Annotated in this window: 25 protein-coding genes and 1 other annotated feature; of the genes, 4 read left to right on the top strand and 21 right to left on the bottom strand. The window is 37.3% G+C overall.

Going from position 1 to position 24,059, the window contains the following annotated elements; translation table 11 throughout:
* Position 1 precedes the first annotated feature (1 nt).
* From ADU73_RS08720 to ADU73_RS08705, 4 genes are all read right to left on the bottom strand, one after another.
* Entirely contained in the window at positions 2–376 is a 375-nt protein-coding gene (locus ADU73_RS08720) for a MerR family transcriptional regulator (protein ID WP_046871655.1), read from the bottom strand.
* Between the two features lie 94 nt (positions 377–470).
* Positions 471–1,724: a methionine gamma-lyase family protein gene (locus tag ADU73_RS08715; protein ID WP_046871654.1), complete on the bottom strand. Its 1,254-nt coding sequence runs from the start codon at positions 1,722–1,724 to the stop codon at positions 471–473.
* 2 nt (positions 1,725–1,726) lie between these two features.
* Complete coding sequence (gene miaA / locus ADU73_RS08710; RefSeq protein ID WP_062913397.1) at positions 1,727–2,653, bottom strand: tRNA (adenosine(37)-N6)-dimethylallyltransferase MiaA; 927 nt, start codon at positions 2,651–2,653, stop codon at positions 1,727–1,729.
* A gap of 1 nt (position 2,654) precedes the next feature.
* A complete protein-coding gene (locus ADU73_RS08705; RefSeq protein ID WP_046871652.1) occupies positions 2,655–3,389 on the bottom strand; it encodes a glycerophosphodiester phosphodiesterase in 735 nt (244 codons plus the stop codon).
* Between the two features lie 89 nt (positions 3,390–3,478).
* On the opposite strand from ADU73_RS08705, the gene ADU73_RS10360 reads away from it, so the two are divergent.
* Positions 3,479–3,655, top strand: a complete 177-nt coding sequence (locus ADU73_RS10360; protein WP_080945533.1) for a DUF3042 family protein — start codon at positions 3,479–3,481, stop codon at positions 3,653–3,655.
* 137 nt (positions 3,656–3,792) lie between these two features.
* On the opposite strand, the gene ADU73_RS08700 is transcribed toward ADU73_RS10360, so the two are convergent.
* The 7 genes from ADU73_RS08700 to ADU73_RS08675 all read right to left on the bottom strand — a co-directional run bounded on the left by ADU73_RS08700 (position 3,793) and on the right by ADU73_RS08675 (position 9,309).
* Positions 3,793–4,206: a rhodanese-like domain-containing protein gene (locus ADU73_RS08700; RefSeq protein WP_062904201.1), complete on the bottom strand. Its 414-nt coding sequence runs from the start codon at positions 4,204–4,206 to the stop codon at positions 3,793–3,795.
* A 119-nt stretch (positions 4,207–4,325) separates the two neighbouring features.
* Complete coding sequence (locus ADU73_RS08695) at positions 4,326–5,288, bottom strand: ROK family glucokinase (protein WP_046871650.1); 963 nt, start codon at positions 5,286–5,288, stop codon at positions 4,326–4,328.
* An 18-nt stretch (positions 5,289–5,306) separates the two neighbouring features.
* The gene (locus ADU73_RS08690) at positions 5,307–5,528 is read right to left on the bottom strand and encodes a YqgQ family protein (RefSeq protein WP_046871649.1); all 222 of its coding nucleotides are present in this window, start codon (positions 5,526–5,528) and stop codon (positions 5,307–5,309) included.
* 60 nt (positions 5,529–5,588) lie between these two features.
* Positions 5,589–6,269, bottom strand: a complete 681-nt coding sequence (locus tag ADU73_RS08685) for a rhomboid family intramembrane serine protease (RefSeq protein WP_046871648.1) — start codon at positions 6,267–6,269, stop codon at positions 5,589–5,591.
* 2 nt (positions 6,270–6,271) lie between these two features.
* Complete coding sequence (locus ADU73_RS08680; RefSeq protein WP_046871647.1) at positions 6,272–6,826, bottom strand: 5-formyltetrahydrofolate cyclo-ligase; 555 nt, start codon at positions 6,824–6,826, stop codon at positions 6,272–6,274.
* 83 nt (positions 6,827–6,909) lie between these two features.
* Complete coding sequence (rpmG, locus tag ADU73_RS10355; protein WP_080945532.1) at positions 6,910–7,059, bottom strand: 50S ribosomal protein L33; 150 nt, start codon at positions 7,057–7,059, stop codon at positions 6,910–6,912.
* A 195-nt stretch (positions 7,060–7,254) separates the two neighbouring features.
* Positions 7,255–9,309 (bottom strand): penicillin-binding transpeptidase domain-containing protein, encoded by a 2,055-nt coding sequence (locus ADU73_RS08675; protein ID WP_145930498.1) that lies wholly within the window; start codon positions 9,307–9,309, stop codon positions 7,255–7,257.
* 135 nt (positions 9,310–9,444) lie between these two features.
* Here ADU73_RS08675 and ADU73_RS08670 point away from each other — a divergent pair, with 135 nt between their 5' ends.
* Complete coding sequence (locus tag ADU73_RS08670; protein ID WP_046871645.1) at positions 9,445–12,099, top strand: YfhO family protein; 2,655 nt, start codon at positions 9,445–9,447, stop codon at positions 12,097–12,099.
* A gap of 60 nt (positions 12,100–12,159) precedes the next feature.
* Here the strand turns inward: ADU73_RS08670 and greA are convergent, their stop codons facing one another.
* The 8 genes from greA to ADU73_RS08630 all read right to left on the bottom strand — a co-directional run bounded on the left by greA (position 12,160) and on the right by ADU73_RS08630 (position 20,187).
* Positions 12,160–12,645 carry a transcription elongation factor GreA gene (greA, locus tag ADU73_RS08665; RefSeq protein ID WP_046871644.1) on the bottom strand — a complete coding sequence of 162 codons (486 nt, stop codon included), beginning with the start codon at positions 12,643–12,645 and terminating at the stop codon, positions 12,160–12,162.
* A gap of 73 nt (positions 12,646–12,718) precedes the next feature.
* Positions 12,719–13,381, bottom strand: a complete 663-nt coding sequence (gene udk / locus ADU73_RS08660) for a uridine kinase (RefSeq protein WP_062913395.1) — start codon at positions 13,379–13,381, stop codon at positions 12,719–12,721.
* A gap of 17 nt (positions 13,382–13,398) precedes the next feature.
* The gene (gene mltG / locus ADU73_RS08655) at positions 13,399–14,520 is read right to left on the bottom strand and encodes an endolytic transglycosylase MltG (RefSeq protein WP_046871642.1); all 1,122 of its coding nucleotides are present in this window, start codon (positions 14,518–14,520) and stop codon (positions 13,399–13,401) included.
* A gap of 101 nt (positions 14,521–14,621) precedes the next feature.
* On the bottom strand, positions 14,622–17,045 hold the full coding sequence (pheT, locus tag ADU73_RS08650) for a phenylalanine--tRNA ligase subunit beta (RefSeq protein ID WP_062913394.1): 2,424 nt from the start codon (positions 17,043–17,045) through the stop codon (positions 14,622–14,624).
* A gap of 8 nt (positions 17,046–17,053) precedes the next feature.
* Positions 17,054–18,100 carry a phenylalanine--tRNA ligase subunit alpha gene (pheS, locus tag ADU73_RS08645; RefSeq protein WP_062913393.1) on the bottom strand — a complete coding sequence of 349 codons (1,047 nt, stop codon included), beginning with the start codon at positions 18,098–18,100 and terminating at the stop codon, positions 17,054–17,056.
* 50 nt (positions 18,101–18,150) lie between these two features.
* Positions 18,151–18,360: a binding site (T-box leader), on the bottom strand.
* Between the two features lie 47 nt (positions 18,361–18,407).
* Positions 18,408–18,758 (bottom strand): winged helix-turn-helix transcriptional regulator, encoded by a 351-nt coding sequence (locus tag ADU73_RS08640; protein ID WP_046871253.1) that lies wholly within the window; start codon positions 18,756–18,758, stop codon positions 18,408–18,410.
* A 27-nt stretch (positions 18,759–18,785) separates the two neighbouring features.
* Entirely contained in the window at positions 18,786–19,286 is a 501-nt protein-coding gene (locus ADU73_RS08635; RefSeq protein WP_046871252.1) for an HD domain-containing protein, read from the bottom strand.
* A 124-nt stretch (positions 19,287–19,410) separates the two neighbouring features.
* Positions 19,411–20,187 carry a TrmH family RNA methyltransferase gene (locus ADU73_RS08630; RefSeq protein WP_046871251.1) on the bottom strand — a complete coding sequence of 259 codons (777 nt, stop codon included), beginning with the start codon at positions 20,185–20,187 and terminating at the stop codon, positions 19,411–19,413.
* 166 nt (positions 20,188–20,353) lie between these two features.
* Between ADU73_RS08630 and ADU73_RS08625 the strand changes: the two genes are divergently transcribed.
* Entirely contained in the window at positions 20,354–20,626 is a 273-nt protein-coding gene (locus ADU73_RS08625) for an acylphosphatase (RefSeq protein ID WP_046871250.1), read from the top strand.
* Between the two features lie 72 nt (positions 20,627–20,698).
* A complete protein-coding gene (gene yidC, locus ADU73_RS08620; RefSeq protein ID WP_046871249.1) occupies positions 20,699–21,625 on the top strand; it encodes a membrane protein insertase YidC in 927 nt (308 codons plus the stop codon).
* Between the two features lie 43 nt (positions 21,626–21,668).
* On the opposite strand, the gene ADU73_RS08615 is transcribed toward yidC, so the two are convergent.
* Positions 21,669–23,210 (bottom strand): HAMP domain-containing sensor histidine kinase, encoded by a 1,542-nt coding sequence (locus ADU73_RS08615; protein ID WP_081113873.1) that lies wholly within the window; start codon positions 23,208–23,210, stop codon positions 21,669–21,671.
* Entirely contained in the window at positions 23,207–23,893 is a 687-nt protein-coding gene (locus ADU73_RS08610) for a response regulator transcription factor (RefSeq protein WP_046871247.1), read from the bottom strand. Before ADU73_RS08610 ends, ADU73_RS08615 begins: the two co-directional genes overlap by 4 nt.
* Between the last annotated feature and the right edge of the window lie 166 nt (positions 23,894–24,059).

Raw genomic sequence — 24,059 nt, 5'->3', positions numbered from 1 at the left:
ATCAATTGGAAAAAGCTCCGCCATCATGTTTGAGTCCACCAACTGTCAAAAACTCATTGTGTAACGCATCTAGCAAGTCAGCATCAGACACTGGTTTAGTCAGTTTTCGATGCTCCTGTTGACGCCGACTGGCCTGTTTTTCATAAACACGCTTAATTTCAGCCATATTAAATCCTTCGGTCAAATAATCTTTAATTTCAAGTAAACGATCAATATCGTTTAGCGAATACAATCGTCGATTACTTTCACTACGAACTGGTAAAATTAAACTCTGAGCCTCATAATAACGAATTTGGCGCGCTGTCAATTCAGTCAGTTTCATAATTGTACCAATTGGTAAAACTGCTCGCGATCGCTGAAGTTCTTTTTCTTTCATGACAACCCTCCTCATTCAAAAACAAGTACAGTTTATCAATGAAAGAATTTAAAGTCAACGGTTCATGTCACGTTTTATGACATGAGATCACATTCTAAAAGAATAGCTGAGAAACGGCCTCAGTAGTTGCAATTTTAACATGAGCATATGTGAGTCCACCCTGTATATAAAGCGTGTACGGCTTGCGTAATGGGCCATCAGCTGAGAATTCAACACTAGCTCCTTGAACAAAGGTTCCTGCAGCCATAATAATCTTATCATCATAGCCACCCATCTCACTTGGTACTGGATCCACATAGGAATTAATAGGTGAATAGTGTTGAACCGCCTCGGCAAATTTAATCATAGAATCAGGATTCCCAAAATTAACGGTTTGAATCAGATCAGTCCGTGGTGCATCCCACTTTGGACTAACATCCAACCCACATTTTTCCAAAAGGGCACTTTCATAAATTGCACCCTTAATTGCTTCACCTGTAACATGGGGAGCCTGAAAAAATCCTTGAAACATATCTGCTAAAGTATTCAACGTAGCTCCCTCATCTTTACCAGAACCAGGAGTTGTAAGCCGGTTACCAATTTGCGTGATCAATGTTTTTTTGCCCACAATATAGCCACCCGTTTTGGCCAAACCACCACCAGCATTTTTAATAAGTGAGCCAGCCATGACATCAGCTCCAAACTCTGTTGGTTCACTAATTTCAGAAAATTCACCGTAGCAATTATCAATAAATATTTTTACATTCGGCTTAAGTCCTTTTATAAAGCGAATCATTTCGGCAATTTGAGAGACGGTGAAACTTTCTCGAGTGGCATATCCACGTGACCGTTGAATGGCAACAACTTTCACATCATCGGTGAGTTTCTCACGTACATTTTTTTCAGAAAACTGACCTTTTTCATTTAGCTCAGCATAATCAAATTTTATTTGAAAGTCCTTCAAAGATCCAGCATTAGGCTCACCAGTTATTCCGATTACCTCTTGAACCGTGTCATATGGCATTCCGGTTGCATATAGTAATTTATCACCCGGTCTAAGCATTCCCCATAGCGCGGTACTGATGGCATGTGTACCAGATATTATTTGTGGACGAACCATGGCATCCTCTGTTTTAAAAACATCTGCATAAACGGCATCTAATGCATCCCGACCGCTATCATCATAGCCATATCCCGTTGATCCATTTAATTCCTCTTCAGAAACTTTTTCTTTACGAAACGCATCGAGAACTTTTTTTTGATTAAAAAGAACTTGTTCATCAATCTCATGTAATTTAGGAGCAATTTGTTTATCGACTTCATTAACCCAAGTTACAAGTTTCTTATCCAAACCATCTGTCCACTTCATACCTACTGGTCTCCATTCCATTTTTTTATTTTGGCAATTAATTGCGTTTTTTCTTCTGGATGTTGAACCAGATCAAACCAATTCACTTGCATCTTGTTTCGAAACCAAGTCAATTGTCGTTTTACATAGTGTCGTGAATTTTGTTTTATTTTTTCAATAACTTCATCTTTAGAAATTTGGTTTTCAAAATACGGATACCATTCTCGATAACCAATTCCTTTTCCAGCCGGTAAATTTACACCACCCAGTTTATAAAGCTGATTGGCTTCGTTCTCTAAACCCGCCTTTACCATCAGATCAACTCGTTGATTGATCCGTTGATACAATAGTCTTCGTTCTGTATTTAATCCAATTAAAAGTGCATTATAGGGACTTTTTTTAACATCTTGCTGATCCGAAAAACGGTGGCCAGTTTTTTCAAAAACTTCTAGTGCCCTTACTACTCGTACCTCGTTATTAGGAGGAATCCCTTCAGCAGCCTTAGGATCAACTCGCTTCAGTTGCTCCCATAGTTCAGCCTGTGAATGGGCTTGTGCAAACGCATGCCACTTATTACGTACACTTTCGTTTGGTTCATAGGTGTCGCTACCGAGTGATAAATTTTGAAGCAGAGCTTGTAAATAAAACCCCGTTCCACCCACAATGATCGGTAAATGACCTCTTGCCGCAATCTGAGTAATTTGTTCTGCCGCATTCTGTTTAAAATCAGATACAGAAAATCGCTGGTCACAGTCACGAATATCAATCAAATGATGTTTTATGCCATTTTGTTCAGCTGGTAAAATTTTAGCCGTGCCAATATCTAAATGTCGATATACCTGCATAGAATCACCGGAGATAATTTCTCCATTGAATCGATTTGCCACATCCAACGATAAGCTTGTTTTCCCAACCGCAGTAGGTCCAATAATTGCTAATACTTTTTCCATTTTATCCACCTTGAATTGATCTCCGAATGATACTAGCTCGCCCCGGATAATCGGTTATAATGCCATCAAAACGACGCTTAAAACAATAACGCATATCGTCCGTACTGTTTACAGTCCACGGCCGTAATTGTACATGAGGTAGGAAAAAACGATGAGCCCTTACCCAACGAATGTCAGGGTGCCAATCTTTCACTAACCGACTCCGATAAAATTTACGAGCAAATTTGGTTTGAACCTTAAATAAACTTGCAAATTCAATATTAGGATTCAAAGCGTGCATCTTAACTAATGATTGTGGGTGAAAACTAGAATAAACAATTTGAAAAGGAACTTCTTGTTGGCTCATATAGTTCGAAACTTTTTCTTCAATACCTGGATATTGAATTTTATCAGTCTTGAGTTCCAAATTAAATAAACCAGTAAAGTTCTTTTTGATTAAAAATTGAACAACTTCATTCAAAGTGGGAATTCGAGTTCCCAAATATTCATATCCAAAATAGCTACCTGCATCTAATTGTTTTAATTCTGCAAGTGTCTTATCAAAAATACGACCGGTCCCATCTGTTGTTCGATCTACCGTCTCATCATGCATAATGATCAAGTGACCATCCTTAGACATGTGGACATCCGTCTCAATCCCATCAGCGCCCTCATCAATGGCTTTTTCGAACGATACAAGGGTATTTTCTGGACGAACTCCCTTACTGCCACGATGAGCAATAATCTTTGTTAACATAAAATCATTCCCATTCATGTAATTTACTGGATATTTTGGTCAAAAAAAGTCATAATAAAGATAATTAAAGATAGAAAGGGGTTTCAAAAATGAAAAATTTTGCTAAAGGATTTATCGTTGGTAGTTTTTCAGTTGTAGGGGCTGGCGCTGCTATCCTCTATACCTTCCACAAAGTAATCGTTCAACCCATTGAAGATCAAGAAAATCGTGCTGCTGAAAATCGTAAACGTGCAATGCGCAAGCAACGTTCAGCACATAATGGTTAATTTTCATAATTATCTGTACAGGGGCTGCCTTATTGCAGTCCTTTTTATTATGGCTTTAGATTAACAGAAAATACTGTTAAAAAAAAGATAAAGACAGCCCAAGGATTTCACCTCAACACTTCCTTACCTCGATTTAATTAACTTCTTTTTTTAGTTTTTCCATTCCAACGTTGGAAACCGTAGTGAAGAATAAAGAGTTCTTTATATCCTTTTTTAGCAAGAAACAAAGCTGCTCGTGAACTTAAACTGCGCCCTTGGTCATAAATATAAACCGGTAAATCAGGACGGACTTCTTGAAAACGAGTTTTTAAAGTTGCATATGGGATACTACGAGCACCCAAAATATGTCCTGCATCAAAATCCTTTTTTTCTCTTAAATCGATGATTTGACCTTTGTGCATTCCCTCACGAAAATCATCTTCATCAAGCATTTTTGCTACTTTATTTCGTTTCCAAACAATGTATCCTTGATACACCAAATAAGCAGCAATCAAAATAATTAGAATTGTGTTTACAATAATACTAGCGGTTGAACTTGTACCTAATACCACGTTATTCTCCTCCTATGTCATTCATATTTATTCTACACATAATTTACGCTTTTGCCTAGTCCACAAAGTAATAAAAAAACCGACCTTGGAGAAATCCAAGCCCGGTCTAATCCAAATGTTTACTCAAAGCTTAATGCTAATGAAGCCGCACCGATAACTCCGGCATCGTTACCCAGACGTGCTAATTTTAAACTTGTTGAGTTACGAACTGTGGTAAATGTAAATTCTTGGAAATAATGATTAACTTGGTTTAAAAGAAAATCACCAGCAGCAGAAACACCACCACCAATAACAATGCTTTCTGGATTCAACGTATTAGCAAGATTTCCTAAAGCTAATCCTAAGTAATAAGAAACCTTATCAACTACTCGAATTGCTAAAGCATCCCCGCCTTTTGCAAGATCAAAAACCAGCTTAGATGTAATATCTTGTCCATCATCTGTTTGCCGTTTCAATTCGGAATCACCAGAGAATTCTTCTGCCATGTCACGCGCAACATGAACAACCCCGGTTGCGGATGCATATTGCTCCAAACAACCACGTTTGCCACATGTGCACAAGTAACCGTTAGGCTCAACAGTTACATGACCAATTTCACCGGCAGCACCAGCTGTTCCATGTAATAATTCGCCACCGGCAATTAATCCGCCGCCAATTCCAGTTCCTAAGGTAACAAACGAAACATCTTGTCCATTTTCGCCAGCACCTTTCCATCGTTCGCCAAGTCCGGCAACGTTGGCATCATTGTCCATAGTAAACTTAATCCCAGTACCAGCTTCAACTTCATCTCTAACATGTTGAGTTGTCTTCCAATTAAGATTATAGGCTCCAACAACAGTTCCTGCATCCCGATCAACCGTTCCTGGTGTTCCCATACCAATCCCAATAAACTGTGATTTGTCCATATTATAAAGTGATAAATGATGATTAATTGATTCGATAATATCTGGAACGATGTGGCTACCTTCATCTAAAATGTTAGTTTCCACACTCCATTTTTGTTGAACATCGCCACTGTCTGTTAAGATAGCAAACTTAATTGTTGTTCCACCAAGGTCAACTCCGACCAATTTACGATCCATTATTCATTTCCTCCAATATTATAATAATTTGTTAGGTTCTTTTTCGTGAACCTCTTCTAAATGATGTTCATGTCGCAAAACCATGACTGCTTTAATATAGGTCTGGTCTTCTACCACACCTGCATCGTGTAAATGTTTTAATTCAATGCTCATTAATTCAATATCCCATAGTCGTTTTCCGACATAAACAAAAATACCAAATTTTTTTAACAACTGTTGCACATCATAAAGTGTTTTCATAACATCATCCCAATTAATTATACAGAAAAAAATAAATTTGTAAACGTTATTTTGCAAACGCTATTGTGTTAACAAAATCCAAATTGCAACGCCGAATAAGGCAACTAGGGTCACACTGGCAATAATTCGCTTAGCCGTGTCCACTTTACCAATTTTGGGTACCCCAACAAGATAACCAACTAAAAATCCAGCTAATATGCCACCTACATGTGCGTAAACATCAATGCCTGACTCCATCAAACTAGAAACCAGCGCCAAAATTACAAATAGACCAAGTTGGCGAGCCATTGATCGAATATACGGATTCTGACGAAAAGATTCTCCCAACATTAACCAAACACCAAATAAGCCAAAAATTGCCCCACTTGCACCGGCAGACAAAGCTAACGGATTACCAAAAAGTAAACTCACTAAATTTCCAAAAATACCCGCAACAAAATAAATTATTAAAAATCTAAAATGACCAAAAAGTTTTTCAATTTGCAGCCCTATAAAATATAAAGTGACCATGTTCAACACAATATGGGTAATCCCAATATGAATAAACATAGCACTGATTAATCGCCACCACTCACCATTTTGAAGAACAAGCGGTTTAAATATGGCCCCAAATTTCAAAAGATTTTGAGTGTTTTCGGTTCCACCACTTATCGTCATCAAACCAAAAACGATAAAATTAATAATAATTAGTCCGATAGTCATATATGGATATTGATTCCAACGTCGTAATTTTTGTTGCATATTTATGCCTCGCTATTGAGTAACTTCTTGATTTTGATATCATGTGCTTCTACAGGCCAAACAGCTCGCTCGAAGCGTTGCACACTAAGTACCAAGCTTACAGTTTCACCCCGATAATCACTTAAAAATCGATCATAATAACCACCGCCGAATCCTAATCTAAAATGGCTATCCGTTGCAAATCCTAATCCAGGAACCAAAATTAAATCAATATTTGATTTTGAAAAATTATCACGATTGTCTGGTTCTAAAATTCCAAATTTACTTTTCACTAATTTCGTCTCATCAGTTAATTCTTTAAACACCATTTGCCACTTGGGTAAGGTTTTAGGAATTAGAATCTCTTTATTTTCAAGTTTTGCCTGTTCAATAATAGGTTGTGTATTAACCTCAGCCGCCCCACTCAAAGTCACGCCAATAGATTTTGCATGTTGCCATTCTTCACTAACAAATAGTTGTTTATATAGCGCTAGTTCCTCTTGATTTTTTTGTTCTTTAGACATTGCCTGAAGACGACTCAATTGAATCTGGCGTTGTCTTTTCTTTTCTGGTTGCATAAAGATCACCTCAAATTGTGGGGTTATTAAATTTTTTTAAAATAAAAAAGATCGGAGCAAAATTCGACCATTTTGTTCCAACCTTATTTGGTTTCGCGATGTAATGTAACCTTTCTTTCACGTGGGCAATACTTATTTAACTCCATACGATCCGGATTGTTACGCTTGTTCTTGCTTGATAGATACTGTCGATTATGACATTCTGTACATTCTAATGTAATGTGTACGCGCATAGCTCCAACCTCCCAACTATAAGTTCTGATGGGCGTTGCGCCCTCAACTTAAAATATGATACCACAATTTGGTATTCTGACGCAAGTATCATTCATACATTCAAACAACTAAATTAATTTTTTTGCGGTTTTTAAACGAAAATAAAACTGATTTTGAACCATTTCAAAATACTATAATGCTTAGAACCATTGCCTTTATTTAGTTGTATCCTTTATCGCAGATTTATCTTGAACCGTTTTCCAGTATGCTGAATAAACTTTCTTTGCCAAGTCAATATTGTTACTCTCAGCACTTTCACCCAACCCTGGCATTGCAACTGCAACAACTACTTTGGGATTCTTTGAAGGCGCATAAGATGCCAAACTCAGTGTAACGGTTGATTTACCATTGGTAGTCGTTTCAGCTGTACCTGTTTTTGCAGAAATCTCTGGACTAATACTTGCAAGAGCTCCACCAGTTTTATACGTATTTGTTCCGTGAACAACATCATACAACCCCTTTGTCACAACTTTCTTTTGAGCAGCCGTATCATCTACGTAATTCAAAACTTTAGGTTGGATGGTTTCTTGTAACTTGCCTAATCCACCATTGCCATTCGTTCCTCTAATCTGTGACACAACGTGCGGTGCAATTCGATATCCGCCATTAGCAATGGTAGAAATATATTGGGCCACTTGAATCGTTGTATATGCATCATACTGACCAAACGCCAAATCAAGTGCCTTACCAATGTTTGCGTGATTGCTTGGTCCGGTATATCCAGCAGATTCTCCAGGAATATCAATCCCCGTATCCGTCCCGAGCCCAAACTGCTCAAAATAGCCACGCATCTTAGAGAACACACCAGTCCCCATTGTTAACCCTGCCCCTGGCGAATACTTAAATCCGCCTTCTTTCATGGCTAATTGCATCATGTAAGAGTTTGAAGAAACTTCCAATGCAGTCGAAGCATCTACACTAATATCTTGGCCCCCACTCTTGTTAAACCATGATGATTTAGATCCTGTACCAGCTAGTCTAATTGGTTTATCTGTTAATGTACTATTTGTTGGGGTAATTACGCCATCCATCAAGGCCCCAGTAACCATTGCTCCTTTGACAACAGAACCCATGACAATTGGTTCATTAATTGTCCCAAGTGCATTATCTGTTACTTTTCCTGTGTTTGGATTTCGATCGACACCAGCCAAAGCTAATACTGCTCCAGTATTCGGATTCATTACCACTACATAACCACCAGTAGATTCCCCACCAGCTGATGAAACGGCAGTTTTCGTATCAGATTGAACCTGTTTTTGGAAGGCAGCATTAATGGAGAGAACAAGATTATCACCTTTCTTCCCTGCATACTGCTTAACTTCTTTTTTAATTGTATTGTTACCATTAACGTCAACTCGCGTTTGTGACTTTGTTCCCTTTAAAATAGGATCATATTCCTTTTCAAGGTAACTTTGTCCGACACTGTCATTACGTGAATAACCCTGTGCTAACAACATGTTAACTTCATCACTTGGCAAACCAGTTTTGGCACTTGAAACGGTTCCGGCAACACTTTTAATTGAGTTTCCTTCTGGATAATCTCGTGACCAGCTCGTGCCCACTTTTACACCTGGAAATTCAGATAAATGTTCACCGATTTCTGCGATTTCTTTATTTGTAACCCCAGATTCTTTTAGATAGACCGTCGATAATTCGTAAGCACCGTTCATTAAACTAAAAATCTGTGCAGCATTTTTTTCAGTTTTATCAAGAGTAACCGTTTTAGCGACTTTTTTTACTGCCATGCTGTATAAAGCCTTGGTACTATAATCACTATGATTTTTAAAGCTATTTTCAGTTTTTTCCAAATTCTTCGAGTTAGCCAAATAATAATCAGCCTGATCCTGATCAGAGAGTGTCGAAGTAGATACCGTAAGATATTTTCCTAAACGCTCTGCTGTTTGGCGAAGGGTACTGGATAAAACATTAACACCCTTTGTGTACTGAATAGCCTGGTGAGATTCATTACCTACCAGCACTTTTCCTGTTGAATCGTAAATCATCCCTCGCTGAACATTACTTGTTTCGATCGTTGTATCTGTTCGTTCAACATCAGCCACATATTTAGAACCGTTAAAAATTTGTAAATACGCTAACCTCGCAATAAGCAAAACTAACAAAAAAACAACAATTCCAAAAATTAGATGAAGTCGAAAAGGCAATTCTGATTTATTTTTATGAACCTTAGTACTAGTTTTTTTTGATTTCAAAATTTCAAGCTCCTTCACACTGCTGAGACTATTCTAACAAAAAAATCAAATTGCTTCTATAACTTGTTCACATTTTTAGATTATCTTAGTCAATGTGGTATGCTAAAGAAAGCAATTTGGGAAAAGAGGAACATGATGCAAAGAACTAGTTTACACAACACCAAACACCTTATTGGCTCACGGAAACAACAGCTTATAGTTAGCTTTTTGATTCCTTTATTATTGATGTCCAGCTACTTTATTTATCGAAAAATGGCTCCCTTTGGGCCAAGTAGTCTATTAACAGTTGATTTAGGTCAACAATATGTAGATCTTTTTGCCTATTTTCGGCACACGATCTTACACGATCCAACGGCTTTTTTCTACTCCTTTTCAAAAGCAATTGGCGGTGATATGACTGGAACCTGGGCTTACTATTTAATGAGCCCTTTCAATCTTATCCTGCTTTTCTTCCCGGGGAAGTCCATTACAACCGGCATTTTTATCATTACAATCCTTAAGTATGCTTTTGCTGGATTAACATTTGCGATCTTATTGCAAAAGCTTTATCCACATACAAATTGGCTTGTTCCAGGATTAGCCACTGCTTATGCATTAATGGGATTTTCTATTGCCAACCAATTAAATTTGATTTGGTTAGATGCTCCTATTTTTCTCCCACTAATCATCCTCGGAATTGACCGCATTTTCACAGACGGTAAAATCCGCTGGTTTGTTTTATGGTTGAGCTTAATGCTAATTATTAATTATTATATGGCATACATGATATGTATTTTCTGTATCCTGTATTTTATTTTTGACAGCGCTCGTTATTATACCTCATTTCACGATATTCTCACAGCTAGCAAACGATTTGTAAGTGGTGCCTTGCTATCGGGTGGGTTTGCCTCTTGGATTTTGATGCCCACTTTTTATATTTTGACACAAAGTAAGGCCCAATATACAGAAACAAGTGTCAAATTAAAATTTGATTATTTCCCATTTAAAATGCTTAGTAAATTTTTGCCTGGGACTTTTAACTTCCAGCAAATGCCTAGTGGTCTTCCAAATATTTTTATTGGGGCCTTTTGTATGATTGGGTTTATTTTATATTTTACCAGTGCAAACATAAAACTGCGGGAACGAATTACCGCTGCAATCATTTCTTTGTTTTTGTTCTTATCGTTATGTTTTCAACCCTTAAATCTTTTTTGGCACGCCATGCAATTTCCTTGGTGGTATCCTTACCGTTTTAGTTTCATTGTCTGTTTTTGGATGATTTTTCTAACGGCTCGCTATTTATTTTCGAAACCGACCTTCAACCCAAAGGCACTGCTAACTTCAGCAGCAATTTTAGTGATTGGCTTAATCTATTTGTGGTTAAACCTCTCTACGTTTAAAAACTATGTAGACCAAAACCAGTTAATTATCGGAAGTTTGTTTGCGGCATTGGGATTACTCTCGTACATCCTTCTTCGTCAAAAGCCAGCCCTTAGTTGGCTCATCACAATAATCATTGTTTTGGATGTATTCGTAAACGCCTGTTTGTCACTAAATAATATTTCTTTTGTTTCGCAATCAGAATTTGGAAATTATACAACTGAATTAGATAAAACAATCGGTAAAATTCAAAAGCAAGATACCAGTTTTTACCGAATTGGGAAAACCTACATGCGGACAAAAGATGATGCTATGCAGGCTGCCTTCAATGGTGGCTCACATTTTAGTTCTACGTTCGAAACCCAAATCCCCAATTTTATGCAAAAAATTGGGCAACCTGATGGCGATGGTTTCGTTACCTACTCCAACGGAACCCTGATTACAGACAGTTTATTAGGTATGAAATATTGGTCCAAAAATATTGATTCAAACCAACTAGGCTCATCGGCAACTTCAACAGCCAATGCGACGTTGCCTGCATTAACGTTTAAGCCCGATCTAAGCAGTTACAAATTAATTGGCCAAGATAGTTTGACTCAAACGTACAAGAACCCCTACGCCCTTTCAATTGGCTTTGGTGCTTCTAGTTCAGTTAAGGATTTCAATGGCAGCAAATTGGATCCCATTCAATATCAATCACAGTTATATGGCAGTTTAGCTGGCCAAACAAAGTCTAAGTTATTTACCTCTCAAAATTTTAATGAGGTTATTTTCCAAAATATTAATCAAACCACTAAATTAACAGGAAGTGTGTTGAAAAAAAATAATCTCTCCAAACCTGGAGTTGTTACCTTTAGATTCACCCCTCCTACTAATGATGCCTATTACTTAACTTTTGGACAAGATTTGAATCCAGACAATGCAACTTTCACTGTCGATGGAAAACCACTTACGCAGTACTCACCTTACCGGAATACAGTCGTTGTTAACTTTGCCAATCATAGTAAGGGCAAAACAGTTACACTTAAAATTCAACTCAAAAAGATGAACTTGTGGTTAGAAAACTTTACCTTGTACCGCTTGAATCAGAATAAATTTACTAAGTTACAACAAAATCTTAACGAATCACCTTTAAAAGTAACAAGCCATAATAGTCACAAAATTGCTGGAAAAATCACTGTTACTAAGAAAAACCGGTTCTTAATGACTACGATTCCTTATGGTAAAGGCTGGCACGCAAAGGTTGATGGCAAGTCCGTAAAAGTAATTAAAGTTGCTAAAACATTTTGTGGCATTCAGTTAACTGCGGGTACTCACCATGTTGTGCTAACTTATTGGCCACCTTACTTGTTTATCGGATTAATTGTCAGCGTTATTGCTTTAATCATCGTTATGGGTTACTTCTGGTGGATAAAGAAAAACCGCCATTAAAACCAAAAAAACCGCAAAACTAGATTTCCTAGTTTTGCGGTTTTTATTTGGTTACTAATCTTATTCGCTTACGCTAACTTTTAAGATCTGAACGTGCATATCGCCACCGGGAGTGGAAATAACAACTTCATCGCCCACCTTATGATCTAGTAAGGCTTTAGCAATTGGTGAATCATTTGAAATCTTGCCTGACATTGGGTCAGCCTCAGCAGCCCCAACAATTGTGTATGATTCAGGATCTTCATCTGGAAGTTCCTTAAACTCAACGACTTTCCCCAAAGAAACGACGTCTTCATCTACTGCATTGTTATCAATAATTTCGGCATTCTGTAACATCTGCTCAACTGTACTAATTCGGCTTTCAACCATACTTTGCTCATCTTTAGCAGATTCGTATTCTGAGTTTTCAGATAAATCGCCAAAACCTCTTGCAATCTTAATACGCTCAATTACCTCTGGACGTGTTTTTGTTTTTAATTCACTTAATTCTTTTTGTAATTTTTCTCGGCCCGCTTCTGTCATCGGGTACGTTTTTTCTTTTGCCATTTATAGACACCTCTTATTTATAATGAAAATATAACGGCTTTTAGAGTACCATGAAGTAATCGCCTTGTAAACACTAATCCTCACGAAAGATGTTATCACGTCCCTCTTGAGAAAGAATATCTTTGATTTTAGTCGTTAACAGATCAATAGCAACAGTATTTTCGCCACCTTCTGGCACAATTATATCTGCGTATCGTTTCGTGGGTTCCACAAATTGATGAAACATTGGCTTTACCGTCGCTAAATACTGCGTAATAACTGAATCAAGTGTCCGACCTCGATCTTTAATATCTCGTTCAATGCGGCGAATGATTCGAATGTCATCATCGGTATCAACGTAAACTTTAATATCCATCAAGTCTCGCAAACGCTGATCATCTAAAATCAAGATTCCCTCTAAAATAATCACATTCCGTGGTTCTTGATGAGCTGTCTCACTACTTCTAGTCAATTCTGTATAATCATAAACCGGTTTTTCAATAGCTTCATAGTTTAACAATTGTTTTAATTGATGAATCAGTAAATCGGTATCAAAAGCCAACGGATGATCATAATTAACTGCCGCACGTTCTTCCATGCTCATATCAGCCTGATCCTTATAATAGGAATCTTGCTGAATGGTCATGATGGAATGTCCCGAAAGATTGTTATAAATCTTTCGACTAACAGTTGTTTTTCCACTTCCTGATCCACCCGTAACTCCGATTAGAACAGGACGCTTTTTCTGTACTTTCATAAAATTGCCCTCATTTATTATTTATTACTTGGGTCCTGACTTGAAGCATTTGCTAAATGCTCATCATAGGTTGCTGAAAAATAAACCTTTCCTGTTTTTAAGTTCGCAACGAAATAGAGATAATTTTTATCTCGTGCCTTGGGATGAAGCACTGCTAAAACTGAATCCTTACTTGGGTTATTAACTGGTCCTGGTCCATAACCCTTTTTGGCCCTCAAATTATAAGGAGAGTCACTCTTTAAATCAGTTTTAGTTAAATCAGATCCAAAAGCCTTTTTCACAGCATAATATACGGAGACATCAGATTGGAGTGGCATTTTAGCATCAATTCGATTCAAGAAAACACCGGCAATTTTTTCTCGATCACTGGTTGTATTACCTTCTCGTTCAACCAAAGCAGCTAAAGAAAGAATTTCTTGAACAGACATTTTTTCTTTTTTAATCTTAGAATAGTAAGGTTCTAAGATTGCATTTTCTTTAGCAACCATCTGTTCAACAACTGCTTTTAACGTTGTCTTTTTTCCAAGTGAATACGTTGCAGGGTAAAGATAGCCTTCAAGTCGATAACGCACATTTGAAGCCTTCATAGCCGATCCTAATAATTCAGGATATTTTTTATAAAGGCTATTTATGAATGATTTGTCTTTCATAAGCGCAATGAATTGGCTTTGACTAAAGTCAGATGATTTACCAATTGATTTTCCAACCTCGTCAATGGTCTCGCCTTCTTTGATTAGCACATACTTACCCAAAAGCACAGGGGTTGCACTACCACCCTTTTGAAGGTTAGTGGCAATTTTATTAAGACTCATCGAAGGCTTTAAAACATAATAACCAGCCTTAAAATCAGTTAAGTTATGTGATTTTACATAATAATCAAATATCGCACCACTTTTAACAACCTTTTTCTCCTGTAAAATAGAACCAATTTGGCGCGTTGACGATCCTTCTGGCACATTAATTTGAATTTGTTGTTTGCTATCTGGATTTAAAGGCTCTAAAGCATCTGAGAAATAATGATAAAATACAAATCCAGTTGCCACAACCACCACTGCCAAAATAGTAACTACCCACTTAATAATAGAATGCCCTTGCGATTGGTTACGTTTATCAGCATTCCCATCTTGATTATCCAAGATTTATTTCCTCCATTCCAAAACTGTTACCTGTTATTATACTAAAAACATGTCCATTATGCATCGTCATGATCACATAATTACATGTTCTTAATAAAAATAATTTAACGAATTTCAACTTTAAAAGCCTTTTTTAAGGACTCAATTGCTTGTTCAAATTCTTTGTTCACTTCTTCTTCAGTTAGCGTATTATGTTTATCACGATACGTTAACGTATAAGCAACAGATTTTTTACCTTCAGGAATGTGTTTTCCAGCATAAACATCAAATAACTGGATTTTTTCTAAATGGCGATTGGAAGCAGCCTGTAAAGCAGCCACAATCTCGGTATTAGAGACCTTTTGATCAATTAAAAGGGCAACATCACGAGTAATTGCGGGATATTTAGAAATTGGATCATAATGTTGAATTTTCTTTGGTGCATCTAGGATGGCCTGCAAATCCAACTCAAAAACATAGGTCTCTGGGATCTTAAATTGTTTGGCAACTTGGGGATGTACTTGACCCATAAATCCAATCACTTTGTCACCCAAATAAATATCTGCGGTACGACCCGGATGCATCTCTGGATATTCCTTACTTGCCACATAACTTATAGATTCCTCAAAATTCAGGTCATGCAAAAGTAAATCCACAATCCCCTTTAATTGATAGAAATCAACGGGAGCTTCTTTTCCATACCAATTTTTGGTCTCAAGAGAGCCAGTAATTGCTCCAGCCAAATGTTCAACCTCAGTTGGACGATCTGTACCATCAGTACGATAAAAAACCTGACCTTGTTCATATAATGCAACATTGGCTTCTTTTCGAGCCACATTATAAGCTACATCATCTAATAAACCACTGATTAAATTCATACGAAGAACTGCATGATCTAAGCTCATTGGAAAATCAAGTTTAGTTTCCTCGCTTGATTGCATCATGAACAGTTTGGCTTTCTGCGCTGTGGTTAATCCATAACTCATTGCTTGATTCAATCCACTACCTTGTAAAATGGACCGAACACCACGAATAACTTGCTGACTTGTTGTCAAACGGCCAATAGTGGTTGATCCCGTTGGTAAAGTAGAAGGTAAGTTATCATATCCATAAATTCTAGCAATTTCTTCAAGAATATCTGCCGGAATATGAATATCCCAACGCCGTGCTGGGACCGTAACCACAAACGTTTCATCTGTAACTTGAACTGTGAATTGCAACCGTTCTAAAATTTTAGTTACTTCATCCACAGAAAGTTGTGTCCCTAATACATGATTAATTCTAGTTAAATCAAGTGTGACCTCAACTGCTTGTGGATTTGGTTTAACAGCCGTGATTTGATCTTTAACTGCTTTTCCATCGCCAAACTGAGCAGCTAACTCTAACGCCTCATGGAGGGCCTCGGTAACTGTAGCTGGATTGATTCCTCGCTCAAAACGCATTGAAGCCTCACTATGAAGTACATGATAACGAGCGGTTTTTCTGACTTTGATTGGATCAAAAATTGCTGATTCAATAACCACTGTGTGCGTATGATCATCAATCTCAGTATCTAAGCCTCCCATAACACCAGCCATTGCGATATTTTTATCGCCGTCCTTAATCATGAGGTCCGTTGCTTTGAGGCTTCTTTCTTCACCATCGAGGGTTACAAACTTGGTTTGATCTGGTGAATAACCAACATGAATCTCTTTTGCAGACAATTTATCATAGTCAAATGCATGTAAAGGTTGGCCATATTTCAACATAATGTAATTTGTAATATCAACAACATTGTTTATTGGTCGGACGCCAGCCGTCATCAAACGAACTTGTAACCAAAAAGGACTTGGTGCAATTGTGACATTTTTTACAATTCCCATTTGGTAGGCCAAAACATCATCAGGAGCATCTATTTTAACTTTTAATAAATCGTCAATATTGTCTGTTTCATCAACAGTTTTCAGTTGACGATGATTCAAAGTTAATTTTTTATCGTAAATTGCACCGATTTCGTAGGCATTCCCATCCATGCTGAACAAATCCCCCCGATTGGGAGTTACAGATGTGTCAATAACATCGTCATCCATGCCTAAATAACTATAAACTGGCTCACCTGGTTTAACACCGCTGTCTTCTGGAAAAACATAAATACCATTTACGTATACTTTGGGCACAACCTTTTCATCAAAACCAATTTCTTGTAAGGCACAGATCATTCCGTTAGATTGTTCACCGCGCATTTTACTTCGTTTAATTTTAACGTTGTCTTTAATCCGTGCACCATGTAAAGCCACAATCACATATTGTCCCTTAGCCACATTAGGAGCGCCACAAACAATCTGAATTGGCTCATCTTCGCCTACTTCAACTTGACAGATATTCAAATGATCAGAATTTGGATGCGGTCGAACATCTAAGGTATAACCTACAATAATTTTTTTAAGTCCATCTTCAGCTCGTGTTACCTGGTCAACTTCAACGGCTGTACGTTCAATTTTTTCAGCAAGAACTTTGGGCTCAACATCAAGATCAAAGTACTCTTTTAACCACTTATAAGAAACTTTCATTTTAGTTGTTATCCTTTCTTTGAAAACTGCGTCAAGAAGCGGACATCATTTTGATAGAAGTTACGAATATCGTCAACGCCATAACGCAACATCGCAAAGCGATCTGGTCCGAGTCCAAAAGCAAAACCACCATACACTTTGGAATCCACACCAGCCATTCTTAATACATTAGGATGAACCATCCCAGCACCCAAAACTTCAATCCAACCTGTCTGTTTGCATACTGAACAACCTTTGCCCATACAATTAAAGCAGGTTACATCAGCCTCGACTGAAGGTTCAGTAAATGGAAAATAGCTTGGACGCAAGCAAACTTCAAACCGATCTCCAAAAAGCTCTTTGGCCAAAACCTCTAGTGTTCCTTTCAAATCAGTCATGGTAATATTTTTATCAATGACCAATCCTTCAACCTGATGGAATTGGTGGGAATGGGTTGCATCATCAGTATCACGACGATAAACAACTCCTGGTGAAATCATTTTCAAAGGCCCTTTACTAAAGTCATGCTTTTCCATTGTTCTTGCTTGAACTGGAGAAGTTTGGCTACGCATCAAGATTTCATCTGTAATGTAAAATGTATCTTGCATATCGCGTGCCGGATGATCTTTGGGCAAGTTTAGCATTTCAAAGTTATATTTATCAGTTTCCACTTCTGGTCCCTGAATAACTTGGTATCCCATTCCTAAAAATAGATCTTCAATATTATCAATTATTTGTTGAATGACATGTGGCTGTCCTTGCGTAACTGGTTTGCCAGGTAAAGTGACATCAATTGTTTCACTTTCCAATTTTTTGGCAATATGGGCTTTTTCTAATTCAGCCTTTTTCTCATCAATAGCCGTCACAATATTGTCACGAACATGATTGGAAAGCTCCCCAACTTTAGGACGTTCTTCCTTTGGAATGTCACGCATACCACGCAAGATTTCTGTTAACGGACCTTTTTTGCCTAATACATTCACACGAATATCTTCTAAATTTTTCAATCCGTCTGTCCGAGAAATTTCTTTTAAAGATTTTGTTTTTAATTCTTCTAACTGTTCATGTAATCCCATCATCAAGCCCCCTAATATTTAAAAAACTGCACAAAAAAACTCGCCCCTAAAAAAGGGACGAGTTATCGCGTTACCACCCTGGTTTGTAAACAAAAATATTCACACACTTGGCATCAATAACGGCGATTTACCGACTTATTTTTTCAAATAAATAACTCAGAAGTGAATTCACTAATGTTGTTTTTTGCATCTGATTTCAGTCAAACCCAGATACTCCCTTTAAAAAGCCACTAGCTACTGTTCTTCATCATTGCTTTTCTGACTTAAATATTAGATTAAAAACGGTCAATAGTCAACTATTCTTTTATTAATCTTCGTTTGCATACCAACAGTCAGCAAACTTATGCACTGCACTCATAACTGGACGTAGTGCTTCACCTTTTTCTGTAAGTTGATATTCAATTAAAGATGAATTCTTGTGAGTCACCCGATCAACAATTCCCTCGGCTTCCAAACTCTTCAAACGTTCTACCAACACTCGATCACTACACTTAGGAACATTGTGTGCCAAGTCCTTGAAGCGTTGTGAATCTTCGTTCAACAAAACTTCAATAATTAATCCATTCCATTTCTGGCCTAAAACTGAAAACGTCCGACTAAACTTGGGACAAAGTGAAAAGTCATCGATGGTACTCCTAGTTTCTAAAGCTTCTGACATAACTCTTCCTCCATTTAAAACTAACGTCTATGAAGTACGACCTTGGATTTTATTCAAAAACAAGTGTACTTCTTTTTGCACATGCCCTAAATATTCTTGGGTCGCTGCTAAATCGTCAACAATTGAGACAATCATGCTTTCTTTATACTTAGGAAATGCAACTGTTGCACCCCACATATGCTTTAATATAATATCCTTTTCCATTGGTGACAAAGGAGTCAATTTTTCTGCGTTTCGTAAAGCAATTCGAGGATGAATATAGGCATGGGTGCCTAAATCAAACTTAGTTGTCCGCCAATCATAGTAAAACAAATCATGTAACAAACCGGCCCTAGCAACTGCACGAAAGTTAAGATGCCGTTTTTTTGCAATCAAATAACTCTGATACGATACGGAAATTGAATGCTGCAACCGCGTATAATTATGGTGTTGCGTATATTCATCTAATTTTTGAACTTCTTTAGTTTTTAATAAATCTGATACTAAACTTAAATATTCTTGATCCTGTTCCCAAGCATTTGTTTTCATTAAATACTTCCTTTTTATTTAAAATAAGATCTAGCCATTAACTTACATTTAGTTAATAACATAATACTAATTATTTTACCAAAAAGCAAAGAAAACACTACCTAAATTTAAACTGTAATCAAACTTAAATGTTTCGTAAGGAAAACATCAAAATTCCAGCTGCTACCGCGACATTTAAGGATTCTGCTTGCCCTTTGATTGGAATATATAAATTAGCGGTCGTTTGAGAAAGCAGCTCTTGAGACATCCCATTTCCTTCATTCCCCATAATTAAGGCAAAATCATCAGTTGTGTCAATGTCTTTATAACTTTTTGCCTGTGGATTAAGTTCAGTTCCAAAAACTGGAATATTAGCAGTTTTAAAGCTTTTAATCCATTCTTCAAGGTTTCCTAAAACAAGGCGTATATGAAACTGGCTGCCTTGCATGGCACGTTGAATTTTAGGATTAAAAATATCCGCTGTTCCTTTTCCAAAGATAACCCCTTGAAAGCCAGCAGCATCCGCTGTTCGTACCATTGTGCCAATGTTACCGGGGTCTTGAATATTGTCTAATAGCAACCAAGCTCCTGTAACATCAGAATCAGGATCTTGAATCTGTCGTTCTTTATTTGGAATTCGTACAATTGCAAATATGCCCTGGGTCGTCACAGTATCACTCAAACGGTCAGCAATTTTATCTGAAACAATTACTAATAAATCCTCAGGAACATCAAACTTAATTTCATCTAATTCATCTTGTGTGGCTACCACATAAACTACATCGGCTTCATTTTGGAGGACCTCATTTACTAAGTGACGTCCCTCAATTATGTACATTCCAGTCTTTTTACGGCCCTTTTTGGTTTTTAATTTTTCCCATTCTTTTACACGATTATTTTGTGTTGATAATATTGTTTCCATAGTTTTCCCCTTATTTAATGTTAGTAACTCATAACTCAATCAAACCATATATGACGCTAAATATCAACATTTCCAGCTTTTAAATTGCACAAGTTAGGCTATCAAATTATTTCTTTTCCCTTAGAAATGATAAAATACTATTATGACTTTGAAAGGAAGAGATTTTATGAAATCAGTTACAATTCAAGTTTTCGGTCGTGTTCAAGGGGTTGGGTTTCGTTATTTAACCAAAATGGTCGCTGACAAACTTAACATTAAGGGAACTGTGGCCAATTTAGACGATGGCTCAGTATACATTCAAGCGGAAGGCCCAGAAGACCATTTAAATGAGTTTATTAATACCGTTAAGATGTCGCCTTCACCAAGCGGCCACGTTGAAAAAACAACAATTGAGGATCAATCAGTTCAAAACTTTTCTGATTTTCGTGTAACAAACTAAAAATTCATTGAAAAACCAGTAATATTAACGTATAGTGTCTGGTGTTAGTTTAATTTGAAAGGGAATGTCTTAATGAAGAAAATGAAACACTTAGGCACGCTGACAGCAATCGCTGGATTAGCTTTGCTTTTGACTGGATGTGTCCAACGTACGAAGGCTGGGAAACCATATGGCGCCATTTATGACTATCTTGCGGTTCCAACTCAGCATGTCATGAGTTGGCTTGCTGGAATGCTTGGTGGGAGTTATGGTTGGGCTATTATTGCCGTAACCTTTATTGTGCGAATGATCCTTTTACCTATGATGATTAACCAATCACGTAAGGCAACCGTTCAACAGGAAAAAATGGCATTTGTAAAACCTCAAATGACTGCGATCCAAGAACGCCAACAAAACGCAACGACCAATGAGGAAAAGGCCGCTGCCAGCCAACAAATGATGAGTTTATACCGTGATAATGGCATTAGTATGACTGGTGGAATAGGCTGTCTCCCCATTCTAATCCAACTACCAGTGTTTGCTGCTCTGTACGCGGCAATTCAATATTCACCAGCACTTTCAAGTGGTGCACATGGTAGTATGTTTATGGGAGTCAGCCTTGGAAAACCAAGTATTTTTCTCGCTGCTTTGTCTTTTCTTGTTTACTTACTCCAAGGATGGCTAGGAACCTTGGGAATTCCTGCAGAGCAGAAGAAATCTATGATGTCCATGATGATCGTGAGTCCCTTAATGATCTTCTTTGTTTCATTTAGAGCTCCTGCCGGTTTAGGCTTATACTTCTTTGTTGGTGGAATTTTTGCATGTATACAAACTTTAATTATCTACTTCTACCGACCAAGAATTCGTGCCTCTGTAGCCGAAGAAATGAAAAAGAATCCACCAAAGGTTGTTGTTCCACCGATAAAACCGGCTGAACCAAAAACAACTGTTACACAAACCCAAAGGCATCACGACAATCGCCAACGGAATGCTGGTAAGCAACAGCATCATTCCGATTAACTTATAAGTAAAAAAATGGACCTGCAAATTGCAGGTCCATTTTTTATGCATTATCTGACTTTTCTTTCTTTGATTTTTCCTTTGTAGCTTGTTTATTAGTTTCCACCTTATCAATTGGCAAAGTAATTCTAAAAATTGAACCATACCCAACGGAGCTTTCAAGCGAAATCTTTCCGTGATAGCCTTCGATTAAACGCTGAGCAATCGATAATCCTAAGCCGTTACCACCTTTATCACGGCTACGGGCCTTATCCACTCGATAGAAGCGATTAAACACCTTTTTGACGTCTTCCTCTGAAATACCCTCACCGAAGTCTTGAATGGCAATCTGAACGCTACGAGTGTCCTCTGAAGCAGAAATATGAATTTCCTTACGTTTTGTAGAATATTTCACCGCATTATCAAGTAAAATAATAAGCACTTGTTCAAGATGGTTTCGATATATTTGAACAATCGGATTCGAATGAACATCACTGTCCAAAGTAAAGGTAAAATCCGGATGAATCATTTTAAAATCATTAAAAACTTGATTAACAACTCGCATAACTGGTGTTTCTTCTTTTGAAAAATGAATTTCCAATTGATCTGCCCGTGTTAAATCAAGCATTTCTTGCACCAAACTCTTCATCCGTTTTGTTTCTTCCAATGACGCTTGCAACGATTCATTTAAAATTTTGGGATCATCTTTGCCCCAGCGGTTTAACATCTCCATATGTCCCTGAATAACTGCAACTGGTGTGCGTAACTCATGAGAAACATCTTCAACAAACTGGTGTTGCTGATCAATGTAACGCTGCATCCGGTCTAACATATCATTAAAAACGATTGCTAAATCTGACAATTCGTCATTTCGTTCCAAATCCGGAATTCGGAGTTCAGTTTGAGGATCATCTGTCACTTTTTTCATCGTGTTATTCATCACAGTTATAGGGCGCAATAAATATGTGGCCAGTAAATAACCAAACACTGAAATCAATGCAAATGCAATAATCGTTAAAAGAATCACAATCCAGATAATCTTATGTTGGGTTCGTTTTACACTATTTAAAGTATCCACAACTTGGATATATCCAATTAATTCATTTTTACTATTTCGAATCGGTGCTCTACCGATTAAGCCATTAAATTGAGCGGCTTTTACACGTGATACAGTCCGTTTTTCAGGAAAATGAAACTTTTCAGAATCTCGTTTAGTGGCAAAAACCTGTTCACCTTTAAGACTGTAGACTGAAACGACAACATCTCTTCGCGCCAAATTTGTCAATAAAGAATTACTATACGGCCGTTCGTTTTGATCTGTATGTCCAACTGGACTGTCCGGACGTAAATATTTTCCGACAGTAATGCCATCAATTTCAGAAACTCCCTGTAAACGAGAATCAACGGAATCAATCGTCGTATTTACCTGAGCCCGTTCCTGAACAATCATGACTTGGGAAATACTATTAAATACAAAAAAAGAAAAAAAGGTAAATATGAACAGAACGCCAACGCCCGTTCCAATTGCCCATTTCCATTTTAAGGATAGTCTTCTTTTCGTTACACCTGTTTGATTAAATTGAAAATTAGTTTGTTTCTCACTCAAGATCGCATCACATACCCGGTTCCTCTAACTGTCTGAATATAAGACTGTTCACCAGGGCGATCAATCTTATTCCGTAAGTAACGTACATAAACATCTACTACGTTCGTTTCAACTTCATTGTCAATGCCCCAAACCTCATCTAAAAGCGCATCTCGAGACTGAACGACATTGATATTTTCCATCAACAATAATAAAAGCTGATATTCACGTTTGGTTAAATTAATAATTTTACCATCGCGCCGGGCAACTTGGTTTTCTTTTTCGATTGTAATGTCACGATAAGTAACCGTCGTTTGTTGAAAGGCTTTTTGTTCACTTTCAATATCAATCCGACGTAATAAAGCACGCAAACGAGCCAATAACTCTTCAATGGCAAACGGTTTTACGATATAATCGTCTGCACCATGGTCCAAACCAGAAACACGATCCATCACAGAATCCCTTGCAGTCATCATAATAATTGGTGTTGTTTTTGCCTCTCTTACCCGGCGACAAACCTCAATACCGTTTAATTCTGGCAACATTAAATCTAAAAGAATGGCATCGAAATTTTTATTTAAAGCCGCATCTAATCCCGAACGCCCATTAAACTGGACTTCCGTTTCGTACCCTTCATGTTGAAGTTCTAGCTCAACAAACCGTGATAAACTTTTTTCATCTTCAATAATTAGTATCCGACTCATTTTCCCACTCCTAATTAATTTATACTTGCATTATTTCCATTGTGCTTAATACATACAAAACAAAGTTTACCATTAAAATGAGATTTTGCCTAGAACTACTCACTTTTCTATAAGAAATTTTAAGTAAACAAAAAGCCTAAATTCGAATTTAAAGAATAAGATCTTC

Origin of the sequence: Pediococcus damnosus (assembly GCF_001611155.1) — a bacterium.
GTDB classification, from domain to species: domain Bacteria; phylum Bacillota; class Bacilli; order Lactobacillales; family Lactobacillaceae; genus Pediococcus; species Pediococcus damnosus.
Note: the sequence above shows the minus strand (reverse complement) of the source record. Positions and strands in the feature narration are given on the sequence as shown.